This window comes from Bradyrhizobium sp. USDA 4369, from assembly GCF_054056435.1.
Genome location: NZ_JBSRYH010000001.1, coordinates 5,665,190 through 5,681,398 on the forward strand (window position 1 = coordinate 5,665,190; position 16,209 = coordinate 5,681,398).

7 protein-coding genes are annotated in these 16,209 nt (G+C 63.7%); 6 read left to right on the top strand and 1 reads right to left on the bottom strand.

Translation table 11 applies throughout. From position 1 onward, the window contains the following. The first annotated feature begins 401 nt into the window (after positions 1-401). The 4 genes from rpoB to ACVIJ6_RS25745 all read left to right on the top strand — a co-directional run bounded on the left by rpoB (position 402) and on the right by ACVIJ6_RS25745 (position 13,536). Positions 402-4,520 (top strand): DNA-directed RNA polymerase subunit beta, encoded by a 4,119-nt coding sequence (gene rpoB, locus ACVIJ6_RS25730; protein WP_456775003.1) that lies wholly within the window; start codon positions 402-404, stop codon positions 4,518-4,520. Positions 4,521-4,654: 134 nt separating this feature from the next. Beyond that, entirely contained in the window at positions 4,655-8,854 is a 4,200-nt protein-coding gene (rpoC, locus tag ACVIJ6_RS25735) for a DNA-directed RNA polymerase subunit beta' (protein ID WP_012045051.1), read from the top strand. A 336-nt stretch (positions 8,855-9,190) separates the two neighbouring features. After that, complete coding sequence (locus ACVIJ6_RS25740; RefSeq protein ID WP_456775004.1) at positions 9,191-11,254, top strand: FAD-dependent oxidoreductase; 2,064 nt, start codon at positions 9,191-9,193, stop codon at positions 11,252-11,254. Positions 11,255-11,463: 209 nt separating this feature from the next. Beyond that, positions 11,464-13,536 (top strand): ABC transporter ATP-binding protein, encoded by a 2,073-nt coding sequence (locus ACVIJ6_RS25745; protein WP_456775005.1) that lies wholly within the window; start codon positions 11,464-11,466, stop codon positions 13,534-13,536. Here ACVIJ6_RS25745 and ACVIJ6_RS25750 read toward each other — a convergent pair. Continuing rightward, positions 13,473-14,696, bottom strand: coding sequence for an FAD-dependent oxidoreductase (locus ACVIJ6_RS25750; protein WP_456775006.1), 1,224 nt, complete (start codon positions 14,694-14,696; stop codon positions 13,473-13,475). The two genes, ACVIJ6_RS25745 and ACVIJ6_RS25750, sit on opposite strands and share 64 nt — an antisense overlap. Before the next feature lie 639 nt (positions 14,697-15,335). Between ACVIJ6_RS25750 and rpsL the strand changes: the two genes are divergently transcribed. Both rpsL and rpsG read left to right on the top strand, forming a co-directional pair. Further along, the gene (gene rpsL / locus ACVIJ6_RS25755; protein WP_006611834.1) at positions 15,336-15,707 is read left to right on the top strand and encodes a 30S ribosomal protein S12; all 372 of its coding nucleotides are present in this window, start codon (positions 15,336-15,338) and stop codon (positions 15,705-15,707) included. 29 nt (positions 15,708-15,736) lie between these two features. Continuing rightward, positions 15,737-16,207, top strand: coding sequence for a 30S ribosomal protein S7 (gene rpsG / locus ACVIJ6_RS25760; protein ID WP_006611835.1), 471 nt, complete (start codon positions 15,737-15,739; stop codon positions 16,205-16,207). Positions 16,208-16,209 lie beyond the last annotated feature (2 nt).

The following is a 16,209-nucleotide window of genomic DNA, read 5'->3' on the forward strand; positions in this document are numbered from 1 at the left end:
GCAAAAGGCGTGCAACGGAATCGCCCGCTGCAGGCCGAACACGGAAAAGTGTAGAGATTTGGGGGCTTCGTTCTCGAATCTCGGCTATTGTCAACCCATATTGGGTCGGCAGCACGAATAGCCGGTTTTGGCGGTGGAGCAGCGTCTCCATCGTAAGCCGTTGGGAGATAGGCAATTTCGGGCTTTTGCAGTCCGTGACGAGATGGTTGTGACGAGCGGGTGCGTCCTCGCGCCTCGCGCGTCGTTTTGCGTTTTGCTGGTCTGAAGAACAGATCTGGGACGTTTCCGTTCCGGGCTCTGGGCTCAGATCCTCGAAATGGATCGAAATTCAACCCGGAAGGGCGGTGGCAGCCGCTGTTTCGGAAGGTTCGCCCCTCCGGGCGACGAAATGAGAGGCCACGATGGCGCAGCAGACATTCACCGGTCGCAAACGCGTTCGCAAGTTCTTTGGGCACATCAAGGAAGTCGCGGAAATGCCGAACCTCATCGAGGTTCAGAAGGCGTCCTACGACCAGTTCCTGATGGTCGACGAGCCCACAGGGGGACGGCCGGATGAGGGATTGCAGGCGGTATTCCGCTCGGTGTTCCCGATCTCCGACTTCTCGGGCACCTCGATGCTGGAATTCGTCCGCTACGAGTTCGAGCCGCCGAAATATGACGTGGACGAATGCCGCCAGCGCGGCATGACCTTCGCTGCGCCGCTCAAGGTGACGCTGCGCCTCATCGTGTTCGATATCGACGAGGAGACCGGCGCCAAGTCGGTCAAGGACATCAAGGAGCAGGACGTGTACATGGGCGACATTCCGCTCATGACCATGAACGGCACCTTCATCGTCAACGGTACCGAGCGCGTCATCGTCTCGCAGATGCACCGCTCGCCGGGCGTGTTCTTCGACCACGACAAGGGCAAGACCCATTCGTCGGGCAAGCTGCTGTTCGCCGCCCGCGTCATTCCCTATCGCGGCTCCTGGCTCGACATCGAGTTCGACGCCAAGGACATTGTGTTCGCGCGCATCGACCGCCGCCGCAAGCTGCCGGTGACGTCGCTGATGTTCGCGCTCGGCCTGGATGGCGAGCAGATCCTGTCGACCTTCTACAAGAAGCTGATCTACAAGCGCATCAAGGAAGGCTGGCGCGTTCCGTTCGACGCCAACCGTTTCCGCGGCTATTCGACGGTCAACGATCTGATCGATGCCGACACCGGCAAGGTCGTGCTCGAGGCCGGCAAGAAGCTCACCGTCCGCACCGCCCGCCAGCTTCAGGAGAAGGGGCTGAAGGCGCTGCGCATGTCGGACGAGGAGCTGCTCGGCAATTATATCGCCGAGGATCTCGTCAACCCGAAGACCGGCGAGATCTACGCCGAGGCCGGCGAGGAGATCACCGACAAGCTGTTCAAGGTGCTGAACGAGCAGGGCTACAAGGATCTGCCGCTGCTCGACATCGACCACGTCAATGTCGGCCCCTACATCCGCAACACGCTGTCGGCCGACAAGAACATGACGCGTGAGGACGCGCTGTTCGACATCTATCGCGTGATGCGTCCGGGCGAGCCGCCGACGCTGGATTCCGCGCAGGCGATGTTCCAGTCGCTGTTCTTCGATGCCGAACGCTACGACCTCTCCGCGGTCGGCCGCGTCAAGATGAACATGCGTCTCGAGCTCGACGCGCCGGACACCCAGCGCACCCTGCGCAAGGAGGACATCCTCGCGGTCATCAAGACCCTGGTCGACCTGCGCGACGGCAAGGGCGAGATCGACGACATCGACCATCTCGGCAACCGCCGCGTCCGCTCGGTCGGCGAGCTGATGGAGAACCAGTACCGCATCGGTCTGCTCCGCATGGAGCGCGCCATCAAGGAGCGCATGTCGAGCGTCGACATCGACACCGTGATGCCACAGGACCTGATCAACGCCAAGCCGGCCGCGGCCGCGGTGCGCGAGTTCTTCGGCTCGTCGCAGCTGTCGCAGTTCATGGACCAGACCAACCCGCTGTCGGAGATCACCCACAAGCGCCGCCTGTCGGCGCTCGGACCGGGTGGTCTGACCCGCGAGCGCGCCGGCTTCGAGGTGCGCGACGTGCATCCGACGCATTACGGCCGCATCTGCCCGATCGAGACGCCGGAAGGTCCGAACATCGGTCTGATCAACTCGCTGGCGACGTTTGCGCGCGTCAACAAGTATGGCTTCGTCGAGACGCCGTACCGCAAGGTCAGGGACGGCCGGGTCACCGACGAGGTGGTCTATCTGTCGGCCATGGAGGAGGGGCGCTATCGCGTCGCGCAGGCCAACGTGCCGCTCGATGCCAAGGGCCGCTTCACCGAGGACCTCGTGGTCTGCCGTCATGCCGGCGAAGTCGTGCCGATGACGCCGGACAAGGTCGACTACATGGACGTGTCGCCGAAGCAGCTCGTCTCGGTCGCCGCCGCGCTGATCCCGTTCCTGGAGAACGACGACGCCAACCGCGCGCTGATGGGCTCGAACATGCAGCGCCAGGCGGTGCCGCTGGTGCGTGCCGAGGCGCCGTTCGTCGGCACCGGCATGGAGGGCGTCGTCGCGCGTGACTCGGGTGCTGCGATCGCGGCGCGCCGCTCGGGCGTGGTCGACCAGATCGACGCCACCCGCGTCGTCATCCGCGCCACCGAGGATCTCGATCCGACCAAGTCGGGCGTCGACATCTACCGGCTGATGAAGTTCCAGCGCTCCAACCAGTCGACCTGCATCAACCAGCGTCCGCTGGTGAAGGTCGGTGACATCGTCAAGAAGGGCGACATCATCGCCGACGGTCCGTCGACCGATCTCGGCGAGCTCGCGCTCGGCCGCAACGTGCTGGTCGCGTTCATGCCGTGGAACGGCTACAACTTCGAAGACTCGATCCTTCTCTCCGAGCGGATCGTGAAGGAGGACGTCTTCACCTCGATCCACATCGAGGAGTTCGAGGTGATGGCCCGCGACACCAAGCTGGGGCCGGAGGAAATCACGCGCGACATTCCGAACGTGTCGGAAGAGGCACTGAAGAATCTCGACGAAGCCGGCATCGTCTATATCGGTGCGGAAGTGCGCGCCGGCGACATCCTGGTCGGCAAGATCACGCCGAAGGGCGAGAGCCCGATGACGCCGGAAGAGAAGCTGCTCCGCGCCATCTTCGGCGAGAAGGCCTCGGATGTGCGTGATACCTCGCTGCGGGTGCCGCCGGGCGTGCAGGGCACGATCGTCGAGGTCCGCGTGTTCAACCGCCACGGCGTCGACAAGGACGAGCGTGCGCTGGCGATCGAGCGGGAAGAGATCGAGCGTCTGGCCAAGGACCGCGACGACGAGCAGGCGATCCTGGACCGCAACGTCTACAGCCGTCTTGCCGACATGCTGGACGGCCGCCAGGGCATCTCCGGTCCGAAGGGCTTCAAGAAGGACACCAAGATCACCCGCGCGGTGCTCGACGAGTATCCGAAGTCGCAATGGTGGCTGTTCGCCTCGGCGAACGACAAGCTGATGGCCGAGATCGAGGCCATGCGGAAGCAGTACGACGAGTCGAAGAAGGGGCTGGAACAGCGCTTCCTCGACAAGGTCGAGAAGCTGCAGCGCGGCGACGAGCTGCCGCCGGGCGTGATGAAGATGGTCAAGGTCTTCGTCGCGGTGAAGCGCAAGATCCAGCCGGGCGACAAGATGGCCGGCCGTCACGGCAACAAGGGCGTCGTGTCCAAGATCGTTCCGATCGAGGACATGCCGTTCCTTGAGGACGGCACCCATGCGGACATCGTGCTGAACCCGCTGGGCGTGCCCTCGCGCATGAATGTTGGTCAGATCCTCGAGACGCATCTCGGCTGGGCCTGCGCCGGCCTCGGCAGGCGCATCGCCCAGACGGTCGATGCCTATCTGTCGAAGCAGGACGTCAAGCCGCTGAAGGAAACGCTGAAGCGGATCTACGGCGAGGACGAGACCATCAAGTCGCTCAACGACAATGAGCTGCTTGAACTCGGTCACAATCTGAGCCGCGGCGTGCCGATCGCCACCCCGGTGTTCGATGGTGCCAAGGAGGCCGACATCGAGGAGATGCTGAAGCTCGCCGGCATGGACGCGTCCGGCCAGTCGACCGTCTATGACGGCCGCACCGGCGATCCGTTCGATCGCAAGGTCACGGTGGGCTACATCTACATGCTCAAGCTGCACCATCTGGTCGACGACAAGATCCATGCGCGTTCGATCGGCCCGTATTCGCTGGTCACCCAGCAGCCGCTGGGCGGCAAGGCCCAGTTCGGCGGCCAGCGCTTCGGCGAAATGGAGGTGTGGGCGCTCGAAGCCTATGGCGCGGCCTACACGCTGCAGGAGATGCTGACGGTGAAGTCGGACGACGTCGCCGGCCGCACCAAGGTCTATGAGGCGATCGTGCGTGGCGACGACACGTTCGAGGCCGGTATTCCGGAATCGTTCAACGTGCTGGTCAAGGAAATGCGCTCGCTCGGCCTGAACGTCGACCTGCACAACTCCAAGCTCGGACCGGCGCCGACGTCGGAAGCCGCCGAGTAGTTCAAGAGATCCGGCCTGGCCGTCTTTGACGGCCGGGTGCCGGCGCCTTTGTCCCACGGGTCAGGACAGGGCGCCCTCTGCAAGAGATTTTCGAATTTGCGGCCGACCCCCGATCGGCACGCGAGGAGAATACGATGAACCAAGAAATTATGAATCTCTTCAATCCGACGACCCCGGCTCAGGTCTTCGACCAGATCCGGATCTCGATCGCGAGCCCTGAGAAGATTCTGTCCTGGTCCTACGGCGAGATCAAGAAGCCGGAAACGATCAACTACCGGACCTTCAAGCCCGAGCGCGACGGCCTGTTCTGCGCCCGCATCTTCGGGCCGATCAAGGACTATGAGTGCTTGTGCGGCAAGTACAAGCGGATGAAGTACAAGGGCATCATCTGCGAGAAGTGCTCGGTCGAGGTGACCCTGTCGCGCGTCCGGCGCGAGCGCATGGGCCATATCGAGCTCGCCGCCCCCGTCGCGCACATCTGGTTCCTGAAGTCGCTGCCGTCGCGCATCGGCCTGCTGCTCGACATGACGCTGAAGGATCTCGAGCGGATCCTGTATTTCGAATATTACGTCGTCCTCGAGCCGGGTCTGACCGCGCTCAAGGACCGTCAGCTCCTGTCCGAGGACGAGTACCTCAAGGCGCAGGACGAGTACGGCCAGGACAGCTTCACCGCCATGATCGGTGCGGAAGCCATCCGTGAGCTGCTGCGCGGCCTCGAGCTGGAGAAGCTCGAGCAGACGCTGCGTGCCGAGATGCAGGAGACCGACTCCGACATCAAGCACAAGAAGCTCGCCAAGCGCCTGAAGATCGTCGAGGCGTTCCGCCACTCCGGCAACAAGCCGGAATGGATGATCATGACCGTCGTGCCGGTGATCCCGCCGGATCTGCGGCCGCTGGTGCCGCTTGACGGCGGCCGCTTCGCGACCTCCGACCTCAACGACCTCTACCGCCGCGTCATCAACCGCAACAACCGCCTGAAGCGGCTGATGGAGCTGCGCGCGCCCGACATCATCATCCGCAACGAGAAGCGCATGCTTCAGGAAGCGGTGGATGCGCTGTTCGACAACGGCCGCCGCGGCCGCGTCATCACCGGCGCCAACAAGCGGCCGTTGAAGTCGCTCGCCGACATGCTCAAGGGCAAGCAGGGCCGCTTCCGTCAGAACCTGCTCGGCAAGCGCGTCGACTATTCGGGCCGTTCGGTCATCGTGGTTGGTCCGGAGCTGCGCCTGCACCAGTGCGGTCTGCCGAAGAAGATGGCGCTCGAGCTGTTCAAGCCGTTCATCTATTCGCGGCTCGACGCCAAGGGTCTGTCGACCACGGTCAAGCAGGCCAAGAAGCTGGTCGAGAAGGAGCGTCCGGAGGTCTGGGACATTCTGGACGAGGTCATCCGCGAGCATCCGGTGCTGCTGAACCGCGCGCCGACCCTGCATCGTCTCGGCATTCAGGCGTTCGAGCCGGTGCTGATCGAGGGCAAGGCGATCCAGCTGCATCCGCTGGTCTGCTCGGCGTTCAATGCCGACTTCGACGGCGACCAGATGGCCGTGCACGTTCCGCTGTCGCTCGAAGCGCAGCTGGAAGCGCGCGTCCTGATGATGTCGACCAACAACATCCTGCATCCGGCCAATGGTCAGCCGATCATCGTGCCGTCGCAGGACATCGTGCTCGGCCTGTATTATCTCTCGATCATGCGCGAGGGCATGAACGGCCAGGGCATGACGTTCGGCAACATGGCCGAGCTTGAGCATGCGCTGCACGCCAAGGCCATCCATCTCCACAGCAAGATCAAGTACCGCTGGGAGGGCATGGACGAGACCGGCAAGATCTCCAAGCGCTGGATCGAGACCACCGCCGGCCGCGTCATGCTCGGCAACGTGCTGCCGCGTCATCCGCGCATTTCGTACGAGATCATCAACAAGCTGATGACCAAGCGCGAAATCTCCGGCGTGATCGATCAGGTCTACCGTCACTGCGGTCAGAAGGAGACGGTGATATTCTGCGACCGCATCATGGCGCTCGGCTTCTACAACGCCTTCAAGGCGGGCATCTCGTTCGGCAAGGACGACATGGTCGTGCCGGCCGGCAAGTGGAAGATCGTCGACACCACCCGTACTCTGGCGAAGGATTTCGAGCAGCAGTACAATGATGGTCTGATCACCCATGGCGAGAAGTACAACAAGGTCGTCGACGCCTGGTCGAAGGCCTCGGAAGAGATCGCCAAGGAGATGATGAAGGAGATCTCCGTCACCAAGAAGACGGCGACGGGAGCAGATGCCGACATCAACTCGATCTACATGATGTCGCATTCCGGTGCCCGCGGTTCGCCGGCCCAGATGCGTCAGCTCGCCGGCATGCGCGGCCTGATGGCCAAGCCGTCGGGTGAGATCATCGAGACGCCGATCATCTCGAACTTCAAGGAAGGTCTCTCGGTTCTCGAGTACTTCAACTCGACCCACGGCGCCCGCAAGGGCCTCGCGGACACCGCGTTGAAGACCGCGAACTCGGGTTACCTGACCCGCCGTCTGGTCGACGTCGCGCAGGACTGCATCATCACGCAGGACGATTGCGGCACCCATCTCGGCATCAAGATGCGCGCCATCGTCGATGCCGGTACGGTGGTGGCATCGCTCGGCTCGCGCATCCTGGGCCGCGTGCCCTGCGACGACGTGCGCGATCCCGCGACCAATGCGGTGCTGGTCAAGGCCGGCACGCTGATGGAGGAGAGCCACATCGACGCCATCCAGCAGGCTGGCGTGCAGGAGGTGAAGATCCGCTCGGCGCTGACCTGCGAGCTGGTCAACGGCATCTGCAAGATGTGCTACGGCCGCGACCTCGCGCGCGGTACGCCGGTCAACCATGGTGAGGCTGTCGGCGTCATTGCCGCGCAGTCGATCGGTGAGCCCGGTACCCAGCTGACGATGCGCACCTTCCATATCGGCGGCGCGGCGCAGCTGAACGAGCAGTCCTTCGTCGAGTCGAACTTCGAAGGCAGAGTGGTCATCAAGAACAAGGCGATCGCCCGCAACAGCGAGGGTCACCTGATCGCGATGGTCCGCAACATGGTCGTGACCATCGTCGACCCCGACGGTTCGGAGCGTGCGACGCACCGCATCCAGTACGGCGCGCGCATGCATGTCGACGACGGCGACATGATCAAGCGCGGCCAGCGTATCGCCGAGTGGGATCCGTACACCCGTCCGATCCTCACCGAGGCCGAGGGCACGATCGGGTTCGAGGATCTGACCGAAGGTCTGTCGATCTCCGAAACGCTCGACGAGTCCACCGGTATCGCCAAGCGCGTGGTCATCGACTGGCGTGGAACGCGCGGTGGCGCGGATCTGCGTCCGGCGATCGTGATCAAGGGCAAGGATGGCAAGGTGCTCAAGCTCGCCCGCGGTGGCGATGCCCGCTACATGCTGTCGGTCGACGCGATTCTGTCAGTCGACGTCGGAACGACGGTGAAGCCGGGTGACATCCTGGCGCGTATCTCGACCGAGAGCGCCAAGACGCGCGACATCACCGGCGGTCTGCCGCGGGTGGCGGAGCTGTTCGAAGCGCGCAAGCCGAAGGATGCCGCGATCATCGCTGAGATCGCCGGCACCATCCGGTTCGGGCGGGACTACAAGAACAAGCGTCGCATCTCGATCGAGCCGGTCGACAAGACCGAGGAGCCGCGTGAGTACCTGATCCCGAAGGGCAAGCACATCCATCTGCAGGATGGCGACATCGTCGAGAAGGGTGACTTCATCGTCGAAGGCAACCCGGCGCCGCACGACATCTTGGCGATCAAGGGCATCGAGGAACTCGCGGCCTATCTGGTCAACGAGATCCAGGAGGTCTACCGGCTGCAGGGCGTGCTCATCAACGACAAGCACATCGAGGTGATTGTCCGTCAGATGCTGCAGAAGATCGAGGTCACCGACCAGGGCGACACCGACATGATCGCCGGCGAGCAGGTCGACAAGATCGAGTTCGACGCGCTGAACGCGAAGGCCGTGGAGGAAGGCAAGAAGCCCGCCACCGGCAATCCGGTTCTGCTCGGCATCACCAAGGCGAGCCTGCAGACCCGGTCGTTCTTCTCGGCGGCCTCGTTCCAGGAGACCACCCGCGTCCTCACCGAGGCGGCGGTCAATGGCAAGATCGACCCGCTCGAGGGTCTCAAGGAGAACGTCATCGTTGGCCGCCTGATTCCGGCCGGCACCGGCGCCTCCATGGCCCGCATCCGCGAGGTCGCGCTGAAGCGCGACAAGCTGATTCTCGACGAGCGCGAGAAGCAGGCGGCGATCGTGCCGTCGCAGCCCGAGCCGCAGCCGCTGGCGCTGCCGCCGGCGGAGTAAATCGAGCGGAGCGACAGCACCTGAGGTGTCAGGTGCTGCCGTTCGTTCATCGACGATAGAAAAGGCCGGCGGTTGCCGGCCTTTTTTTGACATTATCTTCTCCTGTTGCCGCGCTGCTGCCCGGTTGTTCATCTATCCTTCAGGCACAAAGGCGCTTCTGGGAGCATCAGATCCGCTAGGCTGATGTCCTTGTCCGTCGTGGCGATGCGCCGATTTGCTCAGGCGCAAACTCCGGGTGGCTCGGGCGCGCTATGGCCGATCGAGCCCCAAGGGTGGCGGGACCCGTGATACGGACGACCGGCGATGTCGCTGACAGCCGGAGATGGCGGAACTTCGATGCTTGACCTTGCGATTGTTGGTGGCGGTCCGGGCGGCCTGATGAGCGCCTGGTACTTGAGACGGAAGCTTGGCGATCTCTGCAAGGTCACGATTTTCGAAGCCTCCGACCGGCTCGGCGGCAAGATCGTGACGCGAAAATTCGATACGGCGCCGGCGATGTATGAAGCGGGTGTCGCTGAGATCTACGACTACTCGATGACCGGGCCCGATCCGCTGCGCGAGCTGATCCAGCATTTCGGCCTGCAGACGATTCCGATGGACGCGCTTCAGGTGCAGCTCGACGGCGAGCTGCTCGACGACGTGCCGGGCCTGCGCCGCAAATACGGGCCGAAGACGGCAGCCGCCGTCGAGGCGTTCCGCAAGCGCTGCTCCGAGGTGATGTCGCCGGTCGAGTATTACGAGGGCGTCGGCGCGCACGACAACGAGCACCCCTGGGCCTACAAGACCTGCGAGGAGCTGCTCGACGAGGAGGTCGAGGATCCCACCGCCAAGCGCTTCTTCAAGGTGATGTCGCGCTCCGACATCGCAACCGAGGCCCACAACACCAACGGCCTCAACGCGCTCAAGAACTTCGTGATGGATATCGACGACTATATCGGTCTGTATTCCATCCAGAACGGCAATGAGCAGCTGATCGAGTGCCTGCGCTCGGAGGTCGACGCCGACATCCAGCTCAATCATCGTGTGCTGCGCATCGGCAAGACCGAGCAGGGCCGCTACCGGCTCAACATGATGAACGGCAAGGGCCCGGAGACCCGCGAGTTCGATCTCGTGCTGGTGTGCCTGCCGCATTCCTGGCTGTCGACGGTCGGCTGGGAGGGCGAGAAGCTGCGCCGGTCGATGGTCAAGCACATCGCCTATTTCGACCGTCCCGCGCATTACCTGCGCGTCTCGATCCTGTTCGACAAGCCGTTCTGGGGCGACAAGATCCCGGGCTCCTGGTTCATGTCCGAGGCGTTCGGCGGCTGCTGCATCTACAATGAAGGCTCGCGCCACGACGTCGGCAAGCACGGCGTGCTGAACTGGCTGATCGCCGGCTCCGATGCGCTGGCCTTCGCCAATCTGTCCGATCAGGAGCTGATCGACGCCGCGCTGAAATCGCTGCCGGCGGCGCTCGGCGATGCGCGGGCGCATTTCATGGAAGGCAAGATCCATCGCTGGCTGTCGTCGGTGAACGCGTTGCCGGGCGGCCTGCCGGTGCGCGACGTCATGACGAATCACCGGCCAGAGCCGAAGGAGCATCCCGGCATCGTCGTGGTCGGCGACTATCTGTTCGATTCGACGCTCAATGGCCTGCTCGATTCGTCGGATGCCGCCACCGACATCATCCTGACCGAGATGATGCGGCTGCGCCGCGCCCGCGCGCAGGCGGAGAAGCCGCTGTCGGACAAGATCGACCGCGACTATTTCGACAATTACCGCGGGCAGGGGCCGTACAGCGAAGCCTGGTCGCAGTTCACCGATCCGGACTATCTGACCAGCCTGATCAAGATCGTCTGGAACAAAGGCAAAGGCAAAGGCTACAAGCTTCTCGTCGCCGGCTCTGCCAGCGGCGAGCTGGTCAGTGCGCTGCGCGACCGCGGCATCGATGCCTGGGGCATCGAGAACAACCGCTATATCCACGGCAAGACGCCGAAGGCGCTGAAGAAGTACAACAAGCTCGGGACGATTACCGACCTGCCGTTCAAGGCAGGTGAGTTCGATTTCGTGTTCGAGACCAGCCTCTGTCATCTCGGCGACAAGCAGGTGGCGCGGGCGATCCGCGAACTGAACCGCGTGGTCAAGACCGGCCTGGTATTCGGATCGATCACCTCGGACATGGCGCCGGCGCTGGTCGATCGCTACGACCTGCTGCGCGGCGTCAAGAAGCTCGGCACCTGGTGGGAATGGTCCGAGCTGTTCTTCGGCAATGGCTTCGACCTCGCGATGCACCGCCGCGACTGCACCGACGAGGTGTGGGCCGCGACGCTCGCTGCCAACAAGGGCCCGGGCCAGTGGTACGCGGACGCTGACAGCCTGCGCTACTCCTTCTTCGACAAGGTCGAGGACGACGAGGACTAGGGCTTGTCGTCGGACGCCCCGTCATCCTGGGGTAAGGCTCCGGGCCTTGTCTCCGAACGGCGGCAGTCGCTGGGTGCGTGACAGCCTCTGGTTCGGCCGCCGATGCGGCACCGTGTCGCGAGAATGCTGGCGGCCGGCGGACACAGATGTTAAAGCCGGACCGCTTTCATCCGTTACGGTCATATGGCCGTGCAGGATCGGTTCGTTGAATGGCGCCCAAATCTTCACCGCCGGAAAATCAGAAATCCAGGTCGGCCGCTGATCCGGCCGACACTGTGGACAAGCCGGGGGCCACGGCTGCAGCCGTCGCCGTGGTTCCCAAAGCCGGAACGGCAAAGACGTTGCCGAGCGACAAGCCGCCGCTCGTCGAGGATGAGGATGACGACGAGGAGGACGGCGATGCGGCCGGCCTCGAGCTCGACGATGATGACGACGACGAGGAGCTCGTCGTCTACACCGCGCGCGAGGCCGCCGGTGCGCTCGCCACGATCTACGGCTTCGTCTCGCCGCTGCTGGCCAAATACAAGAAGATGCTGGCCTTCGTGACGATCGGCGTCCTGATCGAGACGCTGTTCAACGTCATCATGCCGCTCAGCCTCAAGTTCCTGATCGACGACGCGCTCGGCGAGGAGGATTTCGAGGCGCTCTATCGCATCCTGGGCGTGCTTGCGGTCGCCGGGATCTTCACCTCGATCGTCGCCGTGCTCTATGAGCGCTGGGATGCGCGGCTGGCGGCCGGCATCATTTCGGATGTCCGCACCCGTCTGTTCGATCACGTGCAGAACCTGCCGGCAGCCTATTTCCAGCGCACCAAGCGCGGCGAGATCCTGTCACGCTTCTCGGTCGACATGTCGGCCTTCGAAGGCGTGGTCAAGACCTTCGCCAACAGCGCTGCGTTGCCGCTGCTCGAGCTCATCGCCGGCATCATCCTGATGCTGTTCCTCAACTGGCAGCTCGCCGCGATCGCGCTGTTGGTGTTCCCGATCACGCTGATCGGCCCGCGCATCCTGACCCCCAAGGCGGTGCAGGCCAATTACGAGCAGAAGCTCAACGAGGCCTCGCTGCTCGGCGTGATCCAGGAGAACATCGCTGCCCAGGCGGTGATCAAGGCGTTCAGCCTGCACCGCAAGGTGTTCGGCTGGTTCAGCTTCCGCAACGACGAGGCAAGGCGGAAGATCGCGGACGCGATGTTCCTCTCGACCATGGTCGAGCGCACCGTGACCATCGCGGTGCTGCTGCTGCATCTGGTGGTACTCGCGATCGGCGCCTATCTCGCCACCAAGGGCCAGATCACGGTCGGCACCTTCGTCACCTTCGAGAGCGCGTTCTGGGAGGTGTCCTACAACATCGCCCACGTCATGCACTTCCTCCCGGTGTCGATCTCCTCGGCGGCCGCGATCCGCCACATGCAGGAGCTGCTGGACGAGCCGACCCGCGGCGCCGACCGGCCGGGCGCGCCGGACCTGCCGCGCATCAGCCACGACATCACCTTCGAGCGCGTCAGCTTCCAGTATGAGGGCAGCGAGACGCCGGTGCTCGACAATCTCAGCCTCAAGCTCGACGTCGGCAAGCGGATCGCCATCGTCGGCCCGTCAGGCTCCGGCAAGAGCACGCTGCTGAACCTGATCCTGCGGCTCTACGTGCCCGATGAGGGCCGCGTCACCATCGATGGCGTCGACATCCGCAAGGTCACGCGCGATTCGCTGCGCGGCAGCATGGCGGTCGTGTTCCAGGAGAACATGCTGTTCAACATGTCGCTGCGGGAGAACATCCGGCTCGGCAAGGAGGGCGCCACCGACGCCGAGGTGGAGGAGGCGGCCAAGAAGGCCGAGATCCACCGCTACATCATGAGCCTGCCGCAGAAATACGACACCATCGTCGGCGAGCGTGGCGACACGCTGTCCGGCGGCCAGCGCCAGCGCATCGCGATCGCCCGCGCCATCATCCGCAACCCCTCGGTGCTGCTGCTCGACGAGGCGACCTCGGCGCTCGACCAGACCACGGAGGCGGCGATCAACCGCACGCTGCTGAAGGTCGCCAAGGGCCGCACCATGATCTGGTCGACCCACCGTCTGACCTCGGTGGTCGAGATGGACGAGATCATCGTCATCTCCGGCGGCCGGGCCATCGAACGTGGCAGCCATACCGAGCTGCTTGCCAAGAACGGCGTCTATCGCAAGCTGTGGGACGACCAGAGCCACCAGCCGAGCCGGCAGGATCAGGCCGACGACGACAGCGATGACGATGATGATGATGACGAGGATGATGACGACGAGGAATAGGCGTTAAGCGGCCCGCTGCTCGTCACCAGCCGGTGCCGCACGCCGCGGCCGAGCGAGACCGCGAAACGAGCCCAGCGCTGCGCCAGCCAATAGGGGCCGGTGCCTGTCGAGATGTCGCGGTACCGCCAGGCCTTCTGCAGCGACCACGCATCGCAGGCCGTCTTGACCGGATCGTCATAGAACGCGGCGATCTTGCCTTCGCTCATGCCGTCGGTCGCGAGCCAGCGCGGGATGTGGACGTTGCAGAGCCGCTCGACGTCGGTGAAGACCTTGTCGGAGCCGGTGCCGGTGACGGGGCAGGTGGTGCAGAAGGCATCGCCGATCAGCACCACGCCCGGCATGCAGACGCCGCTGTTGACGACGAGGTCGGCCGGCCGAACCTTGACCTCGCCGGTGACAGCGTAATCGCCGGTGATCCGCCGGAGGCCGGGCAGGGCGGCGTCGAGCGTCTCAGCCGGGTTGCGCCGGATCGCCCGAACCCAGGGGTCATCGGCCTCGCGATAGGCGAACAGATTGGCCCGCATCCGCTCGCCGATCGGGAACAATGTGATGTAGGGAGCGCGCGCGCTGGCCCGCTCCTGGAAATAGGTCATCGCGGGAAAGGCAAAGGCGGGGCGCCCGACTGGCGCGAGATCGAAGCCGACCGAGATCGAATGGGAGGGGCTGGTGATCTTGCGGGTGATTCCCAGCATATGTCGCAGCCCGACATTCAGCCCGTTGGCGAGCACGACCAGTCGCGCCGAGATCGTCTGCCCGTCAGAGAGGGTGACCGACTGGCGATCCTCGCTTGGGGTGATCGCGACCGCCTTGGCCACGATTCGCGCCACGGAACCGGGAATCTCGTCCCGCACCGCCGCCACCAGCGCGTCGTACATGATGCCGTATTGCGGGACCGGCGCCCGGTCCAGGAGGTAGCCGAATCGGGCGATCCAGTTTTCTGCCGCCAGCGTCGCCTGACGCAGGGCCTTGTCCGCCATTCCGGTGCGACGGAATCGCGCGATCTGCTCAGCGCCGGAAATTTTCTCGATTCGGAAGTCGGGCGGGTAGACGGTGTGGGGATCGACCAGAATCGCGGTGATTCCAGCCCTCCCGAGCATTCCAGCGGCAATCGAGCCGGCCAGGCCGCCGCCAATGATCGCAATGTCGGTGTATCGGGTCATTTGGCGCCTCGTCGGGGCCATCCTTGGCGCTGAAACCCGAAAAAAGCCTTATCTTCAATGTTTCCGATCATTGCCGGAGCCGATCGAGGCGATCTGACTGGGCGCGAAGCGGGTCACCCGATACCTTGCGGCCCGCTGAGCTGGGCGCCGGCGGAGGCGCAACGCTGGGAGACGCCTGTTTGCGCATGCTGCGGCGTCGTTTTGCTTGACTTGGATATTTACCGCTTATAAAAGGCGCGCACTCAACGACAGGCGGTGAGCTTCGCCAGCGTCGGTACGGATCACCCGGACGGCCTTCAACAGGGCAGAATGGGCACCAACCTCGACGAATGCCGCTCAAACGCTGTCGATCATAGCTAGGCAATGCCAGAACGATTTTAGATCTCTCGAGCACGTTCTCTTGAGACCAATTTCGGATGCATGACCTCGGTAGGCCGCCGTCAGCGCAAGTTTGATGGTGGTGATCGCGGTCCTCTGTGGCGTCGAGCGCTTTCCGTTCAGCGATGAACGGTTGGCGCGCTTTCGTTTTGCGCGGATTTTCGTCGCGCTGGGCGGACCGGTGAGGCGGGGAACCTCGAACAGAATTTACGGAAATCCATCGTGGTTTCCGTGCGAACGTTGAGAAGGGTGAAGGCCAAGATGCCGACGATCAACCAGCTGATCGCAAATCCGCGCGAAGTGCAGAAGTCGCGCAAGAAGGTGCCGGCGCTGCAGCAGTCGCCGCAGAAGCGTGGTGTTTGCACGCGCGTCTACACCACGACCCCGAAGAAGCCGAACTCGGCGCTTCGTAAGGTCGCCAAGGTGCGCCTGACCAACGGCTTCGAGGTGATCGGCTACATCCCGGGTGAGGGCCATAACCTGCAGGAGCACTCGGTGGTCATGATCCGCGGCGGTCGCGTCAAGGACTTGCCGGGCGTGCGCTATCACATCCTCCGCGGCGTGCTGGATACCCAGGGCGTCAAGAACCGTAAGCAGCGCCGTTCGAAGTATGGCGCGAAGCGTCCGAAGTAAGACGTTCGAGAGAAGCGGGAACAGATCAAATGTCGCGTCGCCATTCAGCCGAAAAGCGTGAAGTGCTTCCGGATCCGAAGTTCGGGAACATCATCGTCACCAAGTTCATGAATTCGGTGATGTACGCCGGCAAGAAGTCGGTCGCCGAAGGTATCGTCTACGGCGCGTTCGGCATCATCGAGGCCAAGACCAAGCAGAGCCCGCTGACGGTGTTCGAGCAGGCGCTCGAGAACGTCATGCCGACCATCGAGGTCCGTTCGCGCCGCGTCGGCGGTGCGACCTATCAGGTGCCGGTCGAAGTCCGCTCGACCCGCCGTCAGGCGCTGGGCATCCGCTGGCTGATCTCGGCCGCGCGCGACCGCAACGAGAAGACCATGACCGAGCGACTGTCGGCCGAGTTGCTCGACGCCTCGAACAACCGCGGGAACGCCGTGAAGAAGCGTGAAGACGTGCACCGGATGGCGGAAGCCAACCGCGCCTTCTCGCACTATCGCTGGTAACG

What these genes read in the sequence shown, in the direction of transcription:
- rpsL (WP_006611834.1), top strand. Translation starts at nt 15,336, where the DNA reads ATGCCGACGATCAACCAGCTGATCGCAAATCCGCGCGAAGTGCAGAAG.
- ACVIJ6_RS25750 (WP_456775006.1), bottom strand. Translation starts at nt 14,696, where the DNA reads ATGACCCGATACACCGACATTGCGATCATTGGCGGCGGCCTGGCCGGC.
- rpoC (WP_012045051.1), top strand. Translation starts at nt 4,655, where the DNA reads ATGAACCAAGAAATTATGAATCTCTTCAATCCGACGACCCCGGCTCAG.
- rpsG (WP_006611835.1), top strand. Translation starts at nt 15,737, where the DNA reads ATGTCGCGTCGCCATTCAGCCGAAAAGCGTGAAGTGCTTCCGGATCCG.
- ACVIJ6_RS25745 (WP_456775005.1), top strand. Translation starts at nt 11,464, where the DNA reads ATGGCGCCCAAATCTTCACCGCCGGAAAATCAGAAATCCAGGTCGGCC.
- rpoB (WP_456775003.1), top strand. Translation starts at nt 402, where the DNA reads ATGGCGCAGCAGACATTCACCGGTCGCAAACGCGTTCGCAAGTTCTTT.
- ACVIJ6_RS25740 (WP_456775004.1), top strand. Translation starts at nt 9,191, where the DNA reads ATGCTTGACCTTGCGATTGTTGGTGGCGGTCCGGGCGGCCTGATGAGC.